General features: G+C 62.8%; 19 protein-coding genes. 13 read left to right on the top strand and 6 right to left on the bottom strand.

The genetic code is table 11. The annotated features are described in order from the left end of the window. Nucleotides 1–204 precede the first annotated feature (204 nt). Nucleotides 205–906, top strand: coding sequence for a response regulator transcription factor CtrA (ctrA, locus tag BLP76_RS16270; protein ID WP_092815812.1), 702 nt, complete (start codon nt 205–207; stop codon nt 904–906). A gap of 100 nt (nt 907–1,006) precedes the next feature. On the opposite strand, the gene chpT is transcribed toward ctrA, so the two are convergent. Next, nucleotides 1,007–1,651, bottom strand: coding sequence for a histidine phosphotransferase ChpT (chpT, locus tag BLP76_RS16265; RefSeq protein ID WP_092815809.1), 645 nt, complete (start codon nt 1,649–1,651; stop codon nt 1,007–1,009). 182 nt (nt 1,652–1,833) lie between these two features. Between chpT and BLP76_RS16260 the strand changes: the two genes are divergently transcribed. From BLP76_RS16260 to BLP76_RS16245, 4 genes are all read left to right on the top strand, one after another. Then, nucleotides 1,834–2,454: a DUF1134 domain-containing protein gene (locus BLP76_RS16260; protein ID WP_092815806.1), complete on the top strand. Its 621-nt coding sequence runs from the start codon at nt 1,834–1,836 to the stop codon at nt 2,452–2,454. A gap of 139 nt (nt 2,455–2,593) precedes the next feature. After that, a complete protein-coding gene (locus BLP76_RS16255) occupies nt 2,594–3,649 on the top strand; it encodes a coiled-coil domain-containing protein (RefSeq protein WP_139163764.1) in 1,056 nt (351 codons plus the stop codon). Between the two features lie 160 nt (nt 3,650–3,809). Beyond that, nucleotides 3,810–5,744 carry a polysaccharide biosynthesis protein gene (locus BLP76_RS16250; protein ID WP_092815800.1) on the top strand — a complete coding sequence of 645 codons (1,935 nt, stop codon included), beginning with the start codon at nt 3,810–3,812 and terminating at the stop codon, nt 5,742–5,744. 8 nt (nt 5,745–5,752) lie between these two features. Further along, on the top strand, nt 5,753–6,778 hold the full coding sequence (locus tag BLP76_RS16245) for an MraY family glycosyltransferase (RefSeq protein WP_092815797.1): 1,026 nt from the start codon (nt 5,753–5,755) through the stop codon (nt 6,776–6,778). Here the strand turns inward: BLP76_RS16245 and BLP76_RS16240 are convergent. Next, entirely contained in the window at nt 6,705–8,000 is a 1,296-nt protein-coding gene (locus BLP76_RS16240) for an O-antigen ligase family protein (RefSeq protein ID WP_092815794.1), read from the bottom strand. The genes BLP76_RS16245 and BLP76_RS16240 overlap by 74 nt on opposite strands. A 187-nt stretch (nt 8,001–8,187) precedes the next feature. Here BLP76_RS16240 and BLP76_RS16235 point away from each other — a divergent pair, with 187 nt between their 5' ends. From BLP76_RS16235 to budC, 6 genes are all read left to right on the top strand, one after another. After that, a complete protein-coding gene (locus BLP76_RS16235) occupies nt 8,188–9,309 on the top strand; it encodes a 5-methyltetrahydropteroyltriglutamate--homocysteine S-methyltransferase (RefSeq protein WP_092815791.1) in 1,122 nt (373 codons plus the stop codon). Between the two features lie 269 nt (nt 9,310–9,578). Then, the gene (locus BLP76_RS16230; protein ID WP_092815949.1) at nt 9,579–10,829 is read left to right on the top strand and encodes an NAD(P)/FAD-dependent oxidoreductase; all 1,251 of its coding nucleotides are present in this window, start codon (nt 9,579–9,581) and stop codon (nt 10,827–10,829) included. 298 nt (nt 10,830–11,127) lie between these two features. Continuing rightward, nucleotides 11,128–11,604: a homoprotocatechuate degradation operon regulator HpaR gene (gene hpaR / locus BLP76_RS16225; RefSeq protein WP_092815788.1), complete on the top strand. Its 477-nt coding sequence runs from the start codon at nt 11,128–11,130 to the stop codon at nt 11,602–11,604. Nucleotides 11,605–11,739: 135 nt separating this feature from the next. Beyond that, the gene (locus BLP76_RS16220; RefSeq protein ID WP_092815785.1) at nt 11,740–12,666 is read left to right on the top strand and encodes an ABC transporter ATP-binding protein; all 927 of its coding nucleotides are present in this window, start codon (nt 11,740–11,742) and stop codon (nt 12,664–12,666) included. After that, complete coding sequence (locus BLP76_RS16215; RefSeq protein WP_092815782.1) at nt 12,663–13,424, top strand: ABC transporter permease; 762 nt, start codon at nt 12,663–12,665, stop codon at nt 13,422–13,424. The genes BLP76_RS16220 and BLP76_RS16215 overlap by 4 nt, the downstream gene beginning before the upstream one ends. 195 nt (nt 13,425–13,619) lie before the next feature. Further along, a complete protein-coding gene (gene budC / locus BLP76_RS16210; protein ID WP_092815779.1) occupies nt 13,620–14,381 on the top strand; it encodes a meso-2,3-butanediol dehydrogenase in 762 nt (253 codons plus the stop codon). A 71-nt stretch (nt 14,382–14,452) separates the two neighbouring features. On the opposite strand, the gene BLP76_RS16205 is transcribed toward budC, so the two are convergent. The 4 genes from BLP76_RS16205 to BLP76_RS16190 are packed head-to-tail and all read right to left on the bottom strand — an operon-like array spanning nt 14,453 to nt 19,082. After that, nucleotides 14,453–15,325, bottom strand: a complete 873-nt coding sequence (locus tag BLP76_RS16205; RefSeq protein ID WP_200170533.1) for an HpcH/HpaI aldolase/citrate lyase family protein — start codon at nt 15,323–15,325, stop codon at nt 14,453–14,455. Then, entirely contained in the window at nt 15,318–16,733 is a 1,416-nt protein-coding gene (locus tag BLP76_RS16200) for an MmgE/PrpD family protein (RefSeq protein WP_092815776.1), read from the bottom strand. Before BLP76_RS16200 ends, BLP76_RS16205 begins: the two co-directional genes overlap by 8 nt. 8 nt (nt 16,734–16,741) lie before the next feature. Beyond that, nucleotides 16,742–17,902, bottom strand: coding sequence for an acyl-CoA dehydrogenase family protein (locus BLP76_RS16195; protein ID WP_092815773.1), 1,161 nt, complete (start codon nt 17,900–17,902; stop codon nt 16,742–16,744). 1 nt (nt 17,903) lies between these two features. Beyond that, a complete protein-coding gene (locus BLP76_RS16190) occupies nt 17,904–19,082 on the bottom strand; it encodes a CaiB/BaiF CoA transferase family protein (RefSeq protein ID WP_092815770.1) in 1,179 nt (392 codons plus the stop codon). A gap of 180 nt (nt 19,083–19,262) precedes the next feature. On the opposite strand from BLP76_RS16190, the gene BLP76_RS16185 reads away from it, so the two are divergent. Both BLP76_RS16185 and BLP76_RS16180 read left to right on the top strand, forming a co-directional pair. Further along, nucleotides 19,263–20,216, top strand: a complete 954-nt coding sequence (locus tag BLP76_RS16185; protein ID WP_092815767.1) for a LysR substrate-binding domain-containing protein — start codon at nt 19,263–19,265, stop codon at nt 20,214–20,216. Between the two features lie 319 nt (nt 20,217–20,535). Further along, a complete protein-coding gene (locus BLP76_RS16180) occupies nt 20,536–21,060 on the top strand; it encodes a GbsR/MarR family transcriptional regulator (RefSeq protein WP_092815943.1) in 525 nt (174 codons plus the stop codon). Nucleotides 21,061–21,152 lie beyond the last annotated feature (92 nt).

The raw sequence follows: 21,152 nt of genomic DNA, 5'->3' as shown, positions 1-21,152 counted from the left end.
CCACAACGTTTCTCGACGCAGGTGACCCAGCGGAATCGGAATGGAATCAAGACTCTATTTTAAGCAGCTGACGTTATGGGCTTGCTGCCGGGAGTTAGAGTCTGTTAACCATTCCGACGTAAATGTGGCTGCGGTTTTGCCTGTTCAGCCGGCTCGAGCCACACGACACTCGAGCGGCGCGAAAAGGGCTAGGAGGGGATTGGCATGCGTGTTCTTCTGATCGAGGACGACAGCGCCACCGCACAGTCGATCGAATTGATGCTGAAGTCGGAAAGCTTCAACGTCTATACGACCGACCTCGGTGAGGAAGGTGTCGATCTCGGCAAGCTCTACGACTACGACATTATACTTCTCGACCTCAACTTGCCGGATATGACCGGCTACGATGTCTTGAAGCAGCTGCGTGTCGCCAAGGTGAAAACGCCGATCCTGATCCTATCAGGCTTGGGCGGCATTGAGGACAAAGTCCGCGGCCTCGGCTTCGGCGCCGACGATTATATGACCAAGCCCTTCCACAAGGATGAGCTGGTCGCGCGTATCAACGCTGTCGTCCGTCGCTCCAAGGGACATGCGGAATCGGTCATCCAGACCGGCAATCTCCGGGTCAATCTCGACACCAAGACCGTCGAAGTGGCCGGCCAGCGTGTGCATTTGACCGGCAAGGAGTACCAGATGCTGGAGCTCCTCTCCCTCAGAAAGGGCACGACGCTGACGAAGGAGATGTTCCTCAACCATCTCTACGGCGGCATGGACGAGCCGGAGCTCAAAATCATCGACGTGTTCATCTGCAAGCTCAGAAAGAAGCTCGCGGCTGCGACCGACGGCGAGAATTATATCGAGACGGTCTGGGGTCGCGGCTACGTGCTGCGCGAGCCCGATCAGGAAGAGTTCCGCGAAAGCGCCTGACGCCTCTCTTCAATCCCCTTCGATCGCCCCGCACCGCAAGGTCGCGGGGCTTTTCGTTGCGGGCAGAAGGTGCGCCCGTCTCGGCGCGAGGGACCTCGCCTCAGGCCTTCGGGCGGGCGAGGAAAGAGACCTTCCCCTCCTCTTCGGCAATCTCGAAGCCGAGGCCGACCTCTTCGGCGAGCATGACCGCATAAAGCGGCTGGACCGAATGCGCATCGAGCTGCTCCGGGACTTCGCCCGAAAGAAGCACCGTGCGGACGCTGTCGGAAAGGCGCGCGCGGTCGCCGGCCGCCACCACACTGATCGTCACCCCGTTCTCGGCCTGCGTCGCGCCGACTGTCAAAGTACCGCCCCGGGCAATCGTGTTGGCACCGAGAAGCAGGAGGTTGAGCAGGATCTTCGCCTCTGCTTTCGGCAGCATCTGCGCGTCCACCTGCCAGTCGAGATTGGCTTTCTCACGCTCCAGGAACTCGCCCGCGCACCGGCCTGCATCGGCCATATCGATCTGCGCGCCCGCCCCACCTGAAGCGCCAAAGGCCAAACGCGAAAACTGCAATTTCACAGAGGCCTGACGGGCGCTCTTGCGAATGAGATCCATTGCGAAGTCGCGCATGCTCGGATCGGTTTCCTCGTCGAGGACTTCGAGTCCGTTGGCAATGGCGCCGACAGGGCTGATGACGTCATGACAGACCCGGCTCGCGATCAAGGCGGCAAGGTCGACTGGCGCGATTTTAAGGCTGGTCATCGGCTGAAATCCGAAATTGGGACAGAAAGCGATTCGTCGCTCATGGTTGCTCCATCGTATCGAGCGAGCTTCCCGCGGGCCAGCCGCAGCGCCCCATTTCTCGGGGGTTTACCCGACATTTACCATTCTGCCGTTTCCTGTGGACCAATCGAGTTCATGAACAAGCCGTCGCAGGAGGGCCCATGCCCATAGCCAGACTTCTTGCCGCCGGCGCGCTGGCAGTCCAGATCGCAGTCGCTCCGGCCGCTTTCGCCACTCCGGCGGGTGCGGTCCAGCCGGCTTCGGCCCAGGCGGGTGAACCCGGCAGCCTCAATTACACGGCGACTGAAGTCGTCGAAGCGGGCCATCACGTCTTTGGGGCCGCATCCGGAGGCTTGGCGACGCTCGTCGAAAAAGCCATTCAGCGTTACGGCCTTCCCAACGGCTATATCATCGGCCAGGAGGGCTCGGGCGCTCTCATCGGCGGCCTGCGCTACGGCGAAGGCACCATCTATACCAAGCTCGCACCGCCCAGCCACATCTTCTGGCAGGGACCTTCGGTTGGCTGGGATTTCGGCGGCGACGGCAATCGCACCATGATGCTCGTCTACAATCTGCCGAGCTACAATTCCATTTACCAGCGCTTCGCCGGCGTGAACGGTTCCGCCTATATGGTCGGCGGCCTCGGCATGACCGTGCTCTCGCACACCGGCGTGCACGACCCGATCTACGTCGTGCCGATCCGCACCGGCGTCGGTGCCCGGCTGGGTGTCAATCTCGGCTATCTCAAATTTACTTCCAGACCGACCTGGAATCCGTTCTGAGCAAGCTCACGCAAAGCTTGAACCGGCCGTGACATTTTTGCGATAGTGTCGCGGACACGCGCACGCTCCGGCCAAGCTCTTGTTGCCGTCTGCGCAACCTGCCTCTATTTCTAAAGGCCTGCCGCGGACGGAGCCGGTGATGATACAAGCGGCTATGCTGTTCGCCCTTGGCGCATTTGCGAGCGGATTGTTCTGTCTTGCGTTTTTCACGGTCCTTGCTCGCCGCATCCGGCGCGTGACGGAACAGCGTCTGAAGGCGAGCCTGGCGATAACGAGAGCTGATTTCGATACGGAGCGCGACGAGATGCGCGCCCGCAATGCGACGGTCATACGCCGGCTGGAGCGTGATGCGAGCACGTTTCGCGACCGCGTCACCGCCTATCGCCTCGATTCCGATCTCAAGACGCAAGAGATTGCCGCATTGCGCAGCGATCTCGCATCCCGAGACGAAGAGATCGGCGAGCTTGGCACCCGCCTCGAACAAACGAACGCCGAACTCATCGAAACCAAGAAGCGCCTGGCCGAAACCGGCACGGCGCTACGCGCCGGCCGCAACGCGCTTGAAGCGGAGATGGAACGGCGCCTTGCCTTGCAGGACGAGATCCAGGACCTGAAGAGCCTGGCGGAGGATCGCCGCGTCGACCTGATCGGCATGCGTGCGGAAATCGACTACCTCCGCTCCGTCATGGGAAACGCCGCCTCCGAGGCAGATCCCGAAGCCGGCAGCCGCGACCCTTCGCCGGAGAAGGCCGAGGCCTCGGAAGACAGCAAAAAGGCCAACCGGAAAGATGCGAAAGGCGCCCAGCGTCGCAGCGAGGCGCGGCGCGCGCCCGGCCACCGCTCGCAAGCCGCCCGCCATCTTTCCCGCAATCACAATGCCAGAGACACTGCCAAAGACGCTGAGCCGATCGGCGCCGAGGAAATCGCGCGCATCAGCGAAGACATCCGCCGCATGTCGGCCGACCGACCGATGCAGCCTGCCGGCGCCAATGGCTCCGCAAACAAAAACGGTACACAGACGGACGGCAACGCCGAGGCGAAGAACGGTCACGCCTCGGCCGGCGAAGAGGTCTCTTCGGATGCCTCGAACGGGCCCTCACAGGACAAGCCGAGGGGGGCCGAAGACCGTTTCTTTCAAGCCCTTGCCGATATCCGCCAATTGAAACAGCACTCGACCAAGACCCCGGCCGAGTAGTTTTCCGAGAGGGGGCGGCAAGAAACGGTATGCGCTTCTGCCATAGCTTTGACATAGCTCCGAGGTCGTATCGCCCGTGCGAGACCTCGCCTGAAAACGCGCGACAGGGCAAAGGCTTTAGCCCGCGTTTCGCGCCTCAGCATCAAACCGGGAGCCGGACGTGATCGATCAGGTGGTCAGACGCATCTCCCGGCGCATGCGCAGCTGGATTATCTACGGCTACGATTTTTCGGCCGCAGCGATCTCACTCGGCCTTTCCTATTATCTGCGCACCGGAACGGAGCCGACTTTCGCTCCCGGCGAGGTCGTGAGCCTCATTGGCATTTTCACGCTCGTCTGCGTGCTCGTCTTTCCGGTATTTCGTCTGCACAGCGGCTCCTGGCGCTACGCCTCGGTGCGCGACATCTACGCGATCTCGAAGGCCGTCACCGCCTCCATCTTCATCTTTCTGCTCGTCATTTTCCTCATCCAGCGCGGCGGCGCGCTGCCCCGTTCGGTTCTCGTTATCGAATGGTTTGTCCTGACCGTCATGCTGGGTGCTCCGCGCATGGCCTACCGGCTTTATCGCGACAGCCTCATCGGCCGCTCCAGCCATGATCCGCGCAACCCGCTAGAGCCGGTGCTGCTCTTTGGCTTCAATGACGAGGCCGACGTCTTCATCCGTGCGGTCAAACGCGACCGCAAATCCCGCTTCCTCATCGTCGGCATCATCGAAACGAACCCGAGACATGTCGGGCGCCAGCTTCACGGCGTTCCGGTCTTGAGCACGATCGATGGCATGGCGCGCCAGGTCACGCAGCTGAGGCGCACCTCGACGCCCCCGACGCAGATCATTGTCGCGCGCGTGAACACGCCACGCGATGTCCTGAACGAACTGGTCGATGCCGCCTCGCAGGTCGGGCTGACCGTGAACCGGCTCCCGAACATTCAGGATCTGCAGGCCTCCCAGCAGAACGTGGAGCCGGAAGCGGTCAAGATCGAAGACCTGCTCGGCCGTCAGCCCGTGGTGCTCGACGAGGAGGGCATCAACCGCCTGATCGCCGGACGCAGCGTTCTCATCACGGGTGCTGGAGGTTCGGTCGGCTCCGAAATCGTCAAGCAGGTCGTGCGCTTCGGCGCATCGCGCCTCATCCTGTTGGAAAACAGCGAGCACAATCTCTATGAGATCGATCGCCGTATCCGCAAGAATCCGAGCATCCAGGCGCAGGTGGTCCCGATCCTCTGCGATATTCGCGACCGCGAAGCGCTGAAGGCGCTGTTCCTGCGCGAACGGCCGGAACTCGTCTTCCATGCCGCCGCGCTGAAGCACGTCCCGATCGTAGAGAGAAACCCCGTCGAGGCGGTTCTTTCCAACGTCTTCGGCACCAAGAACGTCGCCGACGCCGCCTGCGCATCCGGCGCCAGTGCCTTCATCATGATCTCGACCGACAAGGCCGCCAACGCCAAGAACGTCCTCGGTCTGACCAAGGGGCTTGCCGAACGCTACTGCCAGAAGCTCGACCGCGAGCAGAAAGGCACCCGCTTCATGATCGTGCGCTTCGGCAACGTTCTGGGCTCGCGGGGCTCCGTCCTGCCGCTCTTCGAAGAGCAGCTCAAAAACGGCGGACCGTTGACCGTCACCCATGCCGATGTCACGCGCTATTTCATGACGCCGAGCGAAGCGGCGCAGCTCGTTCTGCAGGCGTCGGCTTATGGCGTCGCCCACCCCGAAGGCGGCGGCAAGATCTACCTCCTCGACATGGGCGAACCTGTGCGCATCGCAGATCTCGCCCGAAATCTCATTCGTCTTGCCGGACGAAAGCCGGACGTCGACGTGCCGGTTGTCTTCACCGGCCTGCGCCCGGGCGAGAAGCTGCATGAAGATCTCGTCAGCGAGAACGAAACGGTCACCCACACGCCAGTCGCGGGTGTCCTCCTCGCCAGCGCACCCGCCATCCTGCCCGAGCGCCTCGACGTCTATTTGACCGATCTCCACACCGCCGCGAAGCGCGGCGACAACGCCGCCTGCGTCGGCCTCTTACGCAGCGGCGTTACCGAGCTCTGCACCAGACCGACCAACAATGTGCGCTCGTTGATGGACAGAGCCCCCGGCTGAGCCGCGTGATGGATCAGGTAAATGCCTTGTGGCTGTCGGCTGCAGCCTTCGCTGTCACGTGGGTTGGCATTCGCGGTCTCATCCCCGTCCTCACCCGCCGCGCGCTTCTCGATCTGCCGGACGCACGTCGCAATCATGCAAAGCCGATCCCCCGCGGCGCCGGGTTTGCGCTCGTGCCGGCGGTCGCCATCTGTCTCGCGATCGGCCTTCTGCTTGGGCTGCCGACCGGCCTGCCGGCAGAAAGTGAGGCCTCATTCCTCGCCGTCGCCGTTTCGCTCGCACTCGTCGCCGCCGTCGACGATCTGATCGGCCTGAGGGCCGCCACCCGCTTCGCTGCCCAGGCGGGCCTTGTGGCGGTGGCGGTCGCGTCCCTGCCGCTCTCTCTGAGCCTCAGCCCCGCACTGCCCTTCCTTGTCGAGCGCTTCCTCCTCTGGTTCTTCCTGCTCAGCTTCGTCAACGCCTACAACTTCATGGACGGCATCGACGGCATCACGGGCGTGACGACGATTGCGATCGCGATCGGTGTTCTCCTCATCGCCGCTCCTTTGGGCGACATGCCGCTCCTGCCCTGCCTTCTCATCGCAGCGAGCCTCGGTTTTCTTCTCCACAACTGGCACCCGGCACGGATTTTTCTGGGCGATGCCGGCAGTGTTTTTGCGGGCTTCTGTGTGGGGTCGCTCCTGCTCGCGCTCGCTCTCGATGGGGAGCTTGCCGCGGCTCTCATCCTGCCGGCCTATTATCTGACGGACACCGGCCTCACCCTTCTCATTCGCGCGCGCCGCGGCGAGCGCATCTGGCTCGCCCATAGCGAACATGCCTACCAGAAAGCCGTGCGGCGGGGATGGAAGCACGATCAGGTGGTGCTCGCGCTCACCCTCAACAGCGTCTTCTGCATTGTGCTCGCCGTGATCTCGACGCGAGCCCCCTACGCGGCTTTTGTGGCAGCCTATGTGAGTTCGATCACGTTCTGGGTGGCATTACGCCATGGCATGATGGATGCGCTGGCGTTTCGGCTTTCCGCCAAAAGGAAATAGCCTGGCCTCCAGGAGCGCTGCGCAGAAGCGTTGCAAAGACCAGCGACATCATCGCCAGCCACCATTCCTGCCAGGCGCCGTGGCTCACCATCCAGACCGCAAAGACACCTGCGGTGATCGCGCCCGCAGCCGCCAGAACGGCCGTCTCCGCCTGCAAGAGACGCCGCAGCCAGGCGAGGCCGATGAGACCCGCCACCAAGACACCCAGAAGACCGAAATCGACCCACAATTGGATCGCAACGTCATGCGGATGGGCGCTGCCGATCACCGCGGATGCGGCAGGGCCGGCGAGCCCCTTGCTCATCGCGCGTTCGGCATAATAGCCCCAGCCGAGAAGAGGCTCGTGTGGGATGAGTTCGGCAAAGTTCTCCCAGATGGAAAGGCGAATTTCCGCACTCGTCGCATGCACGACATCCTCTGGCACGCCGCCGAGCAGCTGGCGCATCCAGGGCGTGTAGAGCATGGCGAAGAATGGAAAGAGGACGAGGCACGCAAAGGCCGTGGCGGTGACTGCGCGTGCGGTTGCCCTCGGAGCATACACGGCAAGCGGCCAGGCAATCGCCACCACGCCCCAAAAGAGGACGGAGGATTGCGAAGAGGAGAGGACGGCCACGACGGCCGCGACGACCGAGAGAGAAAGCGCCAACCAGCACAGCCATTTCTCGGCACATGCGAGGGCCAGGAAGAGCGCAGCCAGGATGCTCGTCACGAGAACCGCCCGGTTGAGCGATTCTGAGCCGAGGGTATCGGAGAAGGGTTGCCTGAGCTGGAAAGGCCCGTGCAGCTCGTTTGCCAGAAGCGGCAGGGTGATCACGAGCCCGACCAGCAGGAACTTCATGATGTGCCGTCGGTTCTGATCAGCAATGACGACGACGAAAGCGAAGCCCAGCAGACAATTCCCCAACAGGCGAAACGCATATTGAAGGCTCATCAAAGGCTCAACCGACCATGAGACGCTCGCAAAAGCGGCAAACACGAACGAGGCGATCGCGATCGCCAAGGGCTGCCGGGCCACTTCGGTGAAGCGTGCTGCGAAATCCCGCCACGTCTCCGCTCGCCAATAGGCGCCAAGGAGCAGAAACAGCGTCGCAAAGCTCAACACCGCCGGCGCTGAACGCGTCGACAGAAAGGTGATGAACGGCACGAAGACGAAGGCGAGAGCGAGACCGACAAAAGAAGCGATCGAGGGGAGGTTCGCGGCGAGGACACGTTTTCTTTGCAATCAAGGCCCCCTTCGGCCGCTGGGCTGCTGCGGCAAGATCCGCGAGCTCACAAATCCACCATGCGATCTGGAGCCGATCCCGCAAGGGAGATGGCACAAACACAACCGGGCCAGCAAGCTCTCGCCTTGCACCACCAGAGGCCTCGGCTGCAAAATTCTGGAGTATTTGCAGGAAAGGGGAGCGAAGATGGCGAAAGCGGGGCCCTTCAAGGCCGATCATGTCGGCAGCTTCTTGCGGCCGCAGCGTCTGATCGCAGCGCGCAAGCGCCACATCGAAGGCAATCTAAGCGATGAGGGGCTACGCGAGATCGAGGACGAATGCATTCTCGAAGTTGTGCACAAACAAGAAGAGGTCGGCCTTAGAGCCATCACCGACGGCGAATTTCGCCGCACCTTCTTCCACATCGACTTTCTGCAAAAGCTCGACGGCGTCAGCGTCACCTATGGGGATTTCGCCGCCAAGTTTCGCACACAGGATGGAAAGGAGGTCGGTTTTCGCCCGCCCGTCATGCATGTCGGCGGCAAAATTGGCCACACCCAGCCCATTCAAGCCGAGGATTACGAATTCCTGCAGTCCGTCGTCGAGCGCACGCCCAAGGTCTCGATCCCGGCCCCCTCGATGCTGCATTTTCGGGGCGGCCGGAACGCCATCAGCTCGGACACCTATCCGGATCTTGAGGAGTTCTACAAAGATCTGACCGACGCCTATCGCGCCGAAATCACCGATCTGGCGAACCGCGGTTGCCGCTATCTGCAAATGGACGACACCAATCTCGCCTATCTTTGCGACCCGACGATCCGCGAAACGACCCGCAGCCGGGGCGATGATCCCGACGATTTGACCAGGCTCTATTGCCGGCTGGTGAATGATGCGATCAAGGACCGCCCCGAGGACATGGTCGTCTGCGTGCATCTGTGTCGAGGCAATTTCAAGAGCGCCTGGGTTGCCGCCGGTGGATATGAGCCGGTTGCAGAAATCCTCTTCAACGAAATGGATATCGACGGCTTCTTCCTGGAATATGACGACGAGCGTTCAGGCGATTTCGCGCCATTGCGCTTCGTGCCCGCCGGCAAGACTGTGGTTCTCGGCCTGATGACTTCCAAACACGCCGCCGTCGAACCGGCCGATCTCATCAAGAAGCGCATTGATGAAGCCATACGACACATTCCGCTGGAACAATGCGCTCTCAGCCATCAATGCGGCTTCTCCTCAACCGCCCATGGCAACGATCTCACCGAGGATGATCAATGGCGCAAACTCGATCGATGCATCGAGATTGCCCGCGATGTCTGGGACTATCACGCGTGAGGCAATCGCCGATCGCCTGATCGGCGGACGATGTGCGAATTTGTGCGTCGGGGCCTCCAACCCCGGCGGCAGTCGCGAGCCTCGCCTCTCGCAGCGCCTCGCGTCTCGCGCGCCCTTGCCCGCGACACCGTAACGGTTCCCCCGGCCGCCGATCCGCCTTATGGCCGGCGATTGCCTCTCAGCCCTCTCTATCTGAGGAGAGACGAGAACGGCATCGTTGCGCTTCGCCAGACGGTGCGCCAAAAGCAGCGCCGAAAGGAATGTTCGAAATGTCCGAAGAAACCCAGATCATCGTTGGTACCGGCCATGCGGGCGTCCAGCTCGCCGCCTCGCTGCGCGAGCTCGGCTTCACCGGGCGCATCGTTCTGATCGGCGAAGAGACCGATCTGCCCTATCAGCGGCCGCCCCTGTCGAAAGGCTACCTGATCGGCACTGTCAGCGCCGAAGGGCTGCTTCTGCGCGGCGAGAAATTCTATGAAGACCGCAACATCGAGCTCATTCTCGGCGAAGCGGTCACCACCATCGACCGAGCGGCCCGCGAGGTCGAGCTACAGTCGGGACGTCGCCTGCGCTACGATCATTTGACGTTGGCCCTCGGCGTTCGCAATCGTCCGCTGCCGGTGCCGGGCGCCGAGCTCGACGGCGTCTTCGCCGTGCGCGGGCTCGCCGATTCCAACCGGCTGCGTGAACGCATCGAGGCAGCATCCAGCCTCGTCGTCGTCGGTGGCGGGTTCATCGGTCTGGAGCTTGCCGCAGTTGCCGCCAAGCTCGGCAAGCACGTGACGGTCGTAGAGCTTGCTCCGCGCGTCATGGCGCGCGTCGTCACGCCGAAAATGTCGGAATTCTTCGAAAACGCCCATCGCCGCCGCGGCGTCCATATCATCACGGATGCACGCGTGCAGCGGCTCGAAGGTGAAAACGATCACGTCACTGGCGTCGTGCTCGCCGATGGGCGCAACGTCGCCGCCGATCTCGTTCTTTATGGCATTGGCGTTCTCGCCAATGCCGAGCTCGCCGAAGCCTCTGGCTTGGAGGTCAGGGACGGCATCGTGGTCGATGAGTTTCTCGCCACCTCCGATCCGGCCATCTCGGCGATCGGCGACGTGGCCAATCACCCCAACGTCCAGGCCGGCAAGTCGATGCGGCTTGAATCGGTGCAAAACGCCGTCGACCAGGCCCGCTGCCTCGCCGCGCGCCTCGTGGGCAAGCCGACCGCCTATTGCGACGTTCCTTGGTTCTGGAGCGATCAGGCGAACCTGAAGCTGCAGATGGTCGGACTTCCCTTTGGCACGGATCAGACGATCCTGCGCGGCGATCCGGAAGCAGAGACTTTTTCCGTCTTCTGTTTCAAGGAAGGACGCCTGATCGCGGTGGAATCCGTCAACCGGCCGGCCGACCATATGGCGGTGCGGACCTTGATGAAACTCGGCGTCGAAATCCGCGCCCATCAGGTCGAAGATCCCGATTTCGATCTCCGTGCCTTTACCCAGGCCCAGCGCAAAGCGGCCGCACAGGCCTGAGGCCCGCTTCCAGCGACGCTTCTGCAGATCGGATCGACCCTTCAGAGGCGTCCTCTGAGGCGTTGTCGGCAGACATATCCCGCGTCCCATCGATCGAGATCGGACAAGTCCGCGACTGCCGGCGCACGGGCAACGCCGAAGCGTCGCAGCAGGAGAAACCGACAATCTGGTAGAATGTTCGCGGAGCCGTCCGACGCCCGTGCCCTTCCAACGGCGGAAGCTTGAGAAGGCCGTGCTCTTGGCCGACGACGACTTCCCGCTACAATGACGGAAACGATCGCCGGGAGACGTCGCCATCATGACCCTACGCCAGACAGGTCGTTCCGTGCCGGTGGCGCTTCTGCGCGCCCGCGAAGCCTTCATGATGCATCTGCGGCCGATCATCGCCGAATATGGCTGCACCGAGCAGCAATGGCGTGTTCTCCGCATTCTGGACGAAGCCGGCCCCTTCGATGCGACGGCCCTGTCGGCCCGCGCATGCCTTCTCACCCCGTCCATGACGCGGATCCTGAAAGCCCTGGAAGAGCGCGACCTCATCACCCGCTGCCAGGACGGCCAGGACAGCCGTCGCCTGAAGATCGACATTACGGAGAATGGTCGCAGTCTCATCAGACTCGCCTCGCCTGCGATCGAAGACGTCTACAAACGCATCGAAACGATCTTCGGCGAAGAGAGGATGGAAATGCTGCTCAACATGCTGGAGGAGCTGGCCATGGACGGCCACACGGCCGAATTTCAGCAACGCCCCAACGAACTGCGCAAGGCGGTCGCCTGAGGCGCTATTGCGCCTCGATCGCGCCACGCGCGGGGTGGTTCATCGCCCTCCGCGCCTTTCTGCTCTGGCCCTTTGTCGCCGGCGGCCTAAATGCCGGCTTACCAATCCTTCCTTTCCGGATGTCACCCGCACCCCATGTCGAACGTCCTTTCCGTTTCCGGCCTGTCGAAAACCTATGAGAGCGGCTTTCAGGCTCTGAAGAACATCGATCTGGAGATCGAAAAAGGGGAGCTCTTTGCGCTCCTCGGTCCAAACGGCGCCGGGAAGACGACGCTCATCGGCATCATCTGCGGCATCGTCAATCCGACGAGCGGCACAGTCACCGTGGACGGTCACGATATCATCTCCGATTACCGCGCCGCGCGCTCCAAGATCGGGCTCGTGCCGCAGGAGCTTTCGACCGACGCCTTCGAAACCGTCTGGGCGACCGTCTCGTTCTCGCGCGGCCTCTTCGGAAAAAAGCCCGATCCGGCCCATCTGGAGCGCGTACTGCGCGATCTGTCTCTCTGGGAGAAGCGCGATTCCAAAATCATCACGCTCTCAGGTGGTATGAAGCGGCGCGTCCTCATCGCCAAGGCGCTCTCGCACGAACCTGAAATTCTCTTCCTCGATGAGCCGACGGCGGGTGTCGATGTGGAGCTACGTCGCGACATGTGGCGGTTGATCAGCTCCCTGAGGGAGACGGGTGTCACTGTTATCTTGACGACGCACTACATCGAAGAGGCCGAAGAGATGGCCGACCGTGTGGGCGTCATCAACCATGGCGAGATCGTTCTCGTTGAGGAAAAGCAGGAGCTGATGCGCAAGCTTGGCCGCAAGCAGCTACGCCTTTGTCTCCAGCATCCCCTCGACGCTGTGCCGGAATCGCTCGCATCTTACGAGCTGGAGCTTTCGGCAGACGGCAGCTACCTCACCTACACCTACGAGACGGCGCAGAACCGCAAGGGGATCACCTCCCTCCTGCACGATCTGACCGAGGCCGGCATCCGTTTCAGCGACATCGAGACGCGCGAGAGCACACTCGAAGAAATCTTCGTCAGTCTGGTTCACGAGGCGGCATGAACATTTACGCCATTCGCGCCATCTACAAATTCGAGATGGCCCGCACCGCCCGCACGCTCATGCAGAGCATTCTGGCGCCGGTCTTGTCGACGACGCTCTATTTCGTCGTCTTCGGTTCCGCCATCGGCTCGCGCATCGATGAAGTCGGCGGGGTCAGCTACGGCGCCTTCATCGTCCCCGGGCTCGTCATGCTCTCGCTTCTCACTCAAAGCGTGACGAACGCCGCCTTCGGGATTTATTTCCCGAAGTTCACCGGAACGATCTTCGAGCACCTGTCCGCACCGGTCTCCTTCCTTGAGATCGTCATCGCCTATGTCGGCGCCGCAGCTACGAAATCGGTGATCCTGGGGGTCATCATCCTCGCGACCGCCACGCTTTTCGTGCCACTCCGGATCGAACATCCGCTGTGGATGGTGACTTTCCTGGTGCTGACCGCCGTCACCTTCTCCATGTTCGGGTTCATCATCGGCATCTGGGCCGATGGCTTCGAGAAGCTGCAGATCGTGCCACTTCTCATCATCACCCCGCTCACCTTCCTCGGCGGCAGCTTCTATTCGATCGATATGCTGCCGCCCTTCTGGCAGAAGGTGACGCTGTTCAACCCGGTCGTTTATCTAATCTCCGGCTTTCGCTGGAGCTTTTACGGTATCGCCGACGTCTCGGTCACCATCAGCCTGATCATGACCGCGCTCTTCCTCATCGTCTGCCTTGCGGCGATCTGGTGGATCTTCAAGACCGGCTGGCGCCTGAAGAGCTGAGGCCAGCTTTCCCGGGGCCAGCTTTCCCGGGCAAGCCCCCGAAGAGCGCCCGCACTCCTGCGAGCGCCCAGCACAAAAGCACCCTTCTGCAAAAGCCAAGGATCGTCCGGGCGGCTTGCCGCGTTCCTCCTTCACACAATTCGAAAACAGTGAAGATCAGCGCAGGCGGTTCCGCCTGTGCGGAAGGAGTGTTTCATGCACCGCTTTGACAACAAAGTCGTTCTCGTCACCGGCGCCGCCTCCGGCATGGGCGAGGCGACAGCCCGGCGCTTTTCCAGCGAGGGCGCCAATGTGGCGTTGGTCGACCTCACCGACAGGCTCGAAGAGGTTGCCGGCAGCCTGCCGACCGAACGGACCCTGTCGATCCGCGCCGACGTCTCCAAGCGCGAGGAAGTCGACGGCGCCGTCCGCAAGACGGTCGAGCACTTCGGCCGGCTCGACATCCTCGTCAACAATGCGGGCGTCCTGGAAAACGGCAACCCCGAAGACATCACGGACGAGCAGTGGCACAAGGTCATGAAGACGGATGTGGACGGGGTGTTTTACGGCAGCCGCGCTGCCATTCCGGAACTGGAAAAGACCAAGGGGTCGATCATCAACACGGCATCCGTCTCCGGCACCGGCGGCGATTGGGGCATGAGCCCGTACAATGCTGCAAAGGGCGCGATCGTGAATTACACGCGTGCGCTCGCTCTCGATCTCGGCAAGCGCGGCATCCGCGTCAATTCCGTCTGCCCGAGCTTCACCAAGACCGGCCTGACCCAGGACATGCTGGACGATCAGGAGCTTGTCGACGCTTTCCGCCAGCGCATCCCGCTCGGCCGCCCCTGCGAGCCGGAGGAAGTGGCCGCCGTCATCGCGTTCCTCGCAAGCGACGACGCGAGCTTCATGACCGGTGCCAATGTCCCCGTCGACGGCGGCGTGTCAGCCTCGAACGGCCAGCCGGTTCAGGCCTGACCTGACGCCAGTCTGCATCAGAGAACAGAGGGCGGGGCGAAGGCTCCGCCCTTTTCGGCATCAGGGCGACTTCACGATCGAGCCCGTGCCGCAGCGCCTGCTTCGCCGTCCGTCTGCAAAGCCTGAAGCCGGAGCGCCCGCGATTTGACGGTCTGCGCCCATTTCACGACGGGCGCGTCCACCATCGCTCCATCGAGAGACACAGCGCCCCCCTCCCTCTCCGTGAGAGCCGACAGGATCTTCTCCGCCCGGGCAACTTCTTCACCCGTCGGCGAAAAGCCGCGAATGGCGGGGGCGATCTGTGCCGGATGGATGAGAAGCTTGCCGCCGAAGCCGAGATCGGCCGCATAGGCGGCGTCATCAACGACCGCCTGCTCGTCGCGGTATGTCGTGGTCACCCCGTCGATCGGGCCAGGCAGCCCCGCGCAGGCGGAGGCGAGGACGAGTTCCTGACGGGCCGCATCGAGTGCGTGCCGGACATGGCGCGCCCCAATGGCGACGGCATAATCGAGAGAACCGAAGGCGAGACGGTCGGCGACCTGCGCAAGCTCGCGGGCGCGCACGATACCGAGGGGCGTTTCGAGAAGGGCAATGACACGGCCGTTCGCCCCGAGCGTCTCTCGGGCGATGCGGATGATGGCGGGATCTTCGGCCTTGGGCAGAACGATGCCCGTCAGAGGCAAAGTCGCGATGGCTGCCAGGTCGTCGGCGAAATATCCCGTATCGGCGCCATTGAGGCGAACATAGATCGCCGTCCCACCAGGCTTGAGCCCCGCAAGGCCCTGCGCGAGCCCCTCCCGCGCCGCTTCCTTGGCGGCAGGCGCGACGGCATCTTCAAGATCGATGATGACGGCATCGGCGCCGGACGCGGCAGCCTTGCCGAAACGTTCCGGCCGGTCGGCCGGCACGAAGAGCGGCAGGAACGGAAAACGCATGTCACCCATCATCGCTTCCCCTTCGAGGCAGAAGAAAACCGATTGTCTCGGCCTCAGCGATACCCCAAAGGCGCTCCATCAGCCCATCCAGCTCGCCCGGCTCAACCGCACCCGACGACACTGCCAGCGCCCGCGCCTTCTCGGTAATCTCGTCCCGGCTCAGCGTGTTGCCGGGATCGCCTTTCGGCACGTCGACACGCCCTTCGAGCCGTCTGCCATCGCTCGTCACCACCGTGACCTTCCCAATCCAGCACGCCGGATAGGCCTGATCGACTTCCGCATCGAGCACCATCTCCACCTTGTCGATGAAGGAGAGCGCGAGGCGATCGTCGAGCACGCCGGCAAACTCGGGAAGACCCGCCTTGCGATGCGTGGCGATGAGACCGAGCGTGGCACCCATGGAAAACTTCGCTTGATGCACGCTCTGCGGCTGTGCGACGGCGCCCAGAACATCGATCGCACCCTGATGCACATGGGTTGTGACAGCCGCGATATCGCCGGCCGCAAGATCGTGCTCGGTCACAACCTTCAGGAGCGCGTCGGCCGCCGGATGCGTATGCCGGCACGAGGCGTGAAACTTGAACGACGTCTCGGCGAGCGTCCAGCGCTCTCCAAGCCGGTCGACAAGCTTTGCCGGATCGGCATCTGATGACGTCCCGGCGGCAAGCCCCTGCTTTCCTTCCAGGATCCTCTTTGCCCCGGTGAACCCGTCGCGTGCCAGATAGGCGGCCATCAGACCGTTCTCCGCCGCTTTCGCCGTATGCAGCTGTTTGGAATCGGCGGCATCGCGCAGAAACTCCCAAAGTCCCGCCGATTGCGTGCCGGCGGAGCCGAACGCCTCGCCCATCTCATCGGCCGAGAGCCCGAGAAGACGGCCGACGGCCGCTGCCGCTGCAAACGTCCCCGCCGTGCCCGTCGTGTGAAAGACCGTGTAATGCGAGCGGCCGAGAAATTCGCCGACGCGGATACCGACCTCGTAGCCGGCGATTGAAGCCGCCAGGAAATCCCGACCTGAGGCACCGATGGCCTGCGCCACGGCCAGCGCCGGCGAAAAGACGACGGTCGCCGGGTGGAATACGGAGCCGTTATGAACGTCGTCCTGTTCTGAGATATGGCTTGCCGCCGCATTCACGATCGCAGCGAAGACGGGAGAGGTGGCACCTCGATTGGTGAGGATTTCAGCGTCCCCACCGGCGGGGCCCATCATCTCCGCATAGCGCTCCAAAACGCCGATGGCGCGATGTCCGCGCCCGGAGAGAGCCGATCCGGCCCAGTCGACGAAGAAGTCGACGGCCCGTGCCACCACCTCGTCGGGCACGGCGCCGAGATCGAGACCGGCGGCGAAAGCTGCAAGCTCGGCGCTTTCGCGGCCCGTCGCCTCTCTCAGAAGCAGGTTGCGCTGTTCGGCGTCAGCCATTCGGAACCTCAGAAGGAGCGCGGCAGACCGAGAACATGCTCGGCAACGTAGGAGAGGATGAAATTCGTCGAGATCGGCGCCACCTGGTAAAGCCGCGTCTCCCGGAACTTGCGCTCCACGTCGTATTCCTCCGCGAAACCGAAGCCGCCGAATGTCTGCAGACAGGTATTGGCGGCCTGCCAGGAGGCATCGGCGGCAAGAAGCTTCGCCATGTTCGCTTCCGCGCCGCAATCGGCATGTGCATCGAACTTCCTGGCCGCCTTGAAGCGCATGAGGTTGGCCGCCTGGATATCGACATAGGCGCGCGCGATCGGAAACTGCACGCCCTGGTTCTGGCCGATCGGGCGTTCGAAGACGGTGCGCTCATTGGCATAGGCGACCATCTTGTCGACGAACCAATAGCCGTCGCCGATGCATTCAGCGGCAATCAACGTGCGCTCCGCATTGAGCCCGTCGAGGATGTATTTGAACCCCCGGCCCTCTTCGCCGATGAGGCTTTCGGCCGGAATTTCCAGATCGTCGAAGAAGAGCTCGTTGGTCTCGTGGCCCACCATGTTGCGAATGGGCGTCACCGAAAGGCCATTGCCGATCGCCTCCTTGAGATCGACCAGGAAGATCGACAGGCCCTGCGATTTCCGCTGCACTTCGGCAAGCGGCGTGGTGCGGGCGAGCAGGATCATCAGATCGGAATGCTGGATCCGCGAAATCCAGACCTTCTGGCCGTTGACGACATACCGGTCGCCTTTTTTCACCGCCGTCGTCTTCAGTTTCGTCGTGTCGGTGCCCGTCGTCGGCTCCGTCACGCCCATCGACTGCAGCCGGAGCTCACCCGACGCGATCTTCGGCAGAAACTCTTTCTTCTGCGCCTCCGAGCCGTGCCGCAACAGCGTGCCCATATTGTACATCTGGCCGTGGCAATGGCCGGCATTGCCGCCCGAGCGGTTGATCTCCTCCATGATGATGGAGGCTTCCGTCAGGCCCAGGCCTGATCCGCCGTATTCTTCAGGGATCATGGCGGCGAGCCAGCCCGCCTCCGTCAGAGCCGTGATGAACTCTTCCGGATAGGTTTCCGCCGCGCCGTGCTTGCGATGGTATTCGGCCGGGAATTCGGCGCACAGCGCACGCAGCGCGTCGCGGAGGTCGCGGTGGTCTTCCTCGTCTGCAATCATCTCACTCGTCTTTTCCGGAAGCCGCGAGCGCCGCAGCCTCCTCTTGCGTGATCTCAAGTTCGTCCAGGATGGCGCGTGTGTGTTCGCCGAGCGCCGGCACGGGATCGAGCCGCGGCTGCCAGGCCGCACCGGAGATCGGACGAAGGGCCGGTATCGTGCCTGTCGGAATGGCGATTTCCTGCCAGCGATTGCGGGCGGCAAGCTGCGGATGCGCCCAGAGTGCGGCCATGTCGTTGAGGCTCGCCGTGCCGATATTGGCCTCCTCGAGCCGCGCCATCGCCTCCGCAGTGGTGAGACGCGAAAGGACGCCGTTGATGGCCTCGTTGATCTCATCCATATGCGCCGCGCGCCCGGCATTGCCTTTGAAGCGCGCGTCGGCGGCGAGATCCTCCCGCTCCAGGACCGTCCGGCAAAAGGCCGCCCATTCGCGGTCGTTCTGCAGCCCGAAAATCACCGTGCCGTCCGCCGTGGGATAGGGCCCGTAGGGAAAGATCGTGGCGTGTCCGGCGCCGGCGAGCGGCGGCGGCGGCGCGCCGTCGGTGGCAAAATACATCGGATAGCCCATCCATTCGGCCATCGCCTCCAACATGGAGATCTCGATATGGTCGCCGCGCTCGGTTTTGTGGCGGTTGAGAAGGGCGGCAAGGATGGTGTTGTAGGCGGAGACGCCGGCTGCGATGTCGGCGATCGAGATGCCGGCCTTGGCCGGCTGACCGGGTGACCCGGTCACCGAAACGAAGCCGGCCTCTGCCTGGATCAGAAGATCATAGGCCTTCTTGTTGCCGTAAGGCCCGCCCTCGCCGTAGCCCGAAATCGCGCAGGTGATCAGCCGCTCATTCTCCGCCCGCAGCGTCTTCTCTCCGAGACCGAGTCTTTCGGCGGCACCCGGCGCGAGATTTTGTACGAAGACGTCGGCCTTCTTCAAAAGCCGCTTCAGGATCGCCACGCCCTCCGCTCGCTTCAGATCGAGCGTGAGGCTTTCCTTGGAACGGTTCGTCCAGACGAAATGGCTCGACATGTCACGCGCCCGCTTATCGTATTCGCGGGCGAAATCGCCGCCGTCCGGCCGCTCCACCTTGATGACGCGCGCCCCGAGATCGGCCAGAAGCCGCGTCGCATACGGGGCCGCGATCGCCTGCTCGATGCTGACAACGAGAACTCCATCGAGCGGCCTCGTCACGGCGTCGCCTCGCCTCTCATACGCAGCCTCTCATGGTTCGCTTCCTCTCTCCTCGCGGGTTCGCCACGGGCCCGCATTCTGCGGCGGGCATCAAAGGCGATCCATGCCGCCTACGACAGGAAAGAGCTTGCGGACCAGTCGTATTCTCTGGATGCTGTTTTCGGCAATGGAGAAAGCCGGATGCATTTCGACCTAACCGATCTCAGGCTCTTCGTGGCGGTGAGCGAACTCGGCAGCATGGCGGAGGCGGCACGTCTCCATCACATCTCCGTCTCGGCTCTGCACGAGCGCATGAAGATTTTGGAGAGCCGCGCCGGCGTGCCTTTGCTCGAGCGCACCGCCAGAGGCTCCAAACCGACGCGAGCCGGCCTCATGGTCGCCGGCCACGCCCGAGCGGTACTGCTTCAGGCGGAGCGCCTCGATGGTGCGGTCGAAGCCTGGAAGCAGCGCGAAAGCGGCCTCATCAAGCTTCGCGCCAATTCCAATGCCATCACCAGCTTTCTGCCCGACGTGCTGGCGAGTTTTCTCGCCCGCCACCCGGACGTGATCGTCGATCTGGAGGAAGACACTTCCGACGAGATCGCCACCGCCGTGCGCTCCGGCGAGGCTGACATCGGCATTGCGGCGGAAAATGCTCAGCTCGACGGCATCGAGACCATTCCGATCCTCTCCGACCGTCTTGTCTTCATCGCACCGGCCGGGCATCCGCTGGCGCAGCGCAGCGCCGTCACCTTCACGGATCTCCTCGACGAGAGCTTCATCACACTCGACACCCGCTCGGCGATTTCCGCACATCTGAAAAAGCACGCGCACCGGCTCGGCCGCGAATTGACCATCCGCATCCGCGTCAGAAGCTTCGGCAGCGTCTGCCGCATGGTGGCGGCCGGCGCCGGCGTGTCGATCGTGCCGGCGAGCGTCATCCCGGCAGAAACCTTGGAAAAGGGCGCCAAGGTCATCGCCATTTCCGACGACTGGGCGCAGCGCGATCTCGTCATCTGCCTGCCGCGTGATCGGCCCGTATCGAACCTCGTTCGGCGCCTCGCCGATGCCGTCGCCTCACCGCAGGAGAACCGGCTTGCCGCCTGGCGGGCAGGTCAGGCGCGCCCGCATGCCGCGTCGTCCGCCAGGACTTGAGACGCAGGCAAAAGCCGGAGCATTTCGTTTGCCGCCTCATATCAGCCCATAGCTTTTCGCATAGCTCTTCGGGGACGGCTCGCGCGCAACCGGCGCGCCAAGCTGAAGCCATTCTAATATTTGCAGCTTTCCGTCTGCACGGGGCTTGATCGGCCGGGCGGGCGCCCAATGATCACCATATCCCCTCTGTTCTGCCCGCGTTGCCCCCGAACGAATTCGTCTTTATGAATTTCAAAGGTTTCTGAACTAACTGGAGAAATCACTCTTGCGCCCAGATCTTCCGCCCCCGGTTCAGTCCTTCATCCTGCATTTTGGCGAGATGGGCAGCCGCTGGGGTATCAACCGGACGGTCGGTCAGATCTACGCGCTTCTCTATATTTCGCCGCGACCGCTCTGCGCCGACGACATCGTCGAGGCCCTTGGCGTTTCGCGCTCCAACGTCTCCATGAGCCTGCGCGAATTGCAGAGCTGGAATCTCGTCCTGCTGCGCCATCTGCCGGATGATCGGCGCGATTTCTTCACGACGCCGGACGATGTCTGGCAGATCCTCCGAACCCTCGCCGAAGGCCGCAAGCGCCGCGAGATCGATCCCACCCTGAGCTTTCTGCGTGAGGCGCTGATGGAGCCGCCCGCCAACCCGGCGGAAGCGCATGCGCAGGCAAAGATGCGCGACATGCACGCCCTCATTGAGCAGCTCACCGGCTGGTACGACGACGTGAAGACGCTCGAAACGGAGCGTCTCGCGACGTTGCTCGCGCTCGGCGCCCGGGTCACGAAATTGTTGGAGACGAAGGACAAGATTGTCGCCCTCGGCTCCTCTAAAAGGGATGGCCGGAAGACGTGATCCGCCAGGCGACACACGAAAGCCCGCAGATGCGAGAGAGCTCGGTCGCAAGAAGCCCAAGCTCCCGACGCCGCAAGGCGCGGACCGACCCC

Origin of the sequence: Afifella marina DSM 2698 (genome assembly GCF_900102695.1) — a bacterium.
In the GTDB taxonomy this organism is placed as follows: Bacteria; Pseudomonadota; Alphaproteobacteria; order Rhizobiales; family Afifellaceae; genus Afifella; species Afifella marina.
This window is presented reverse-complemented; position numbering and strand designations above follow the sequence as displayed.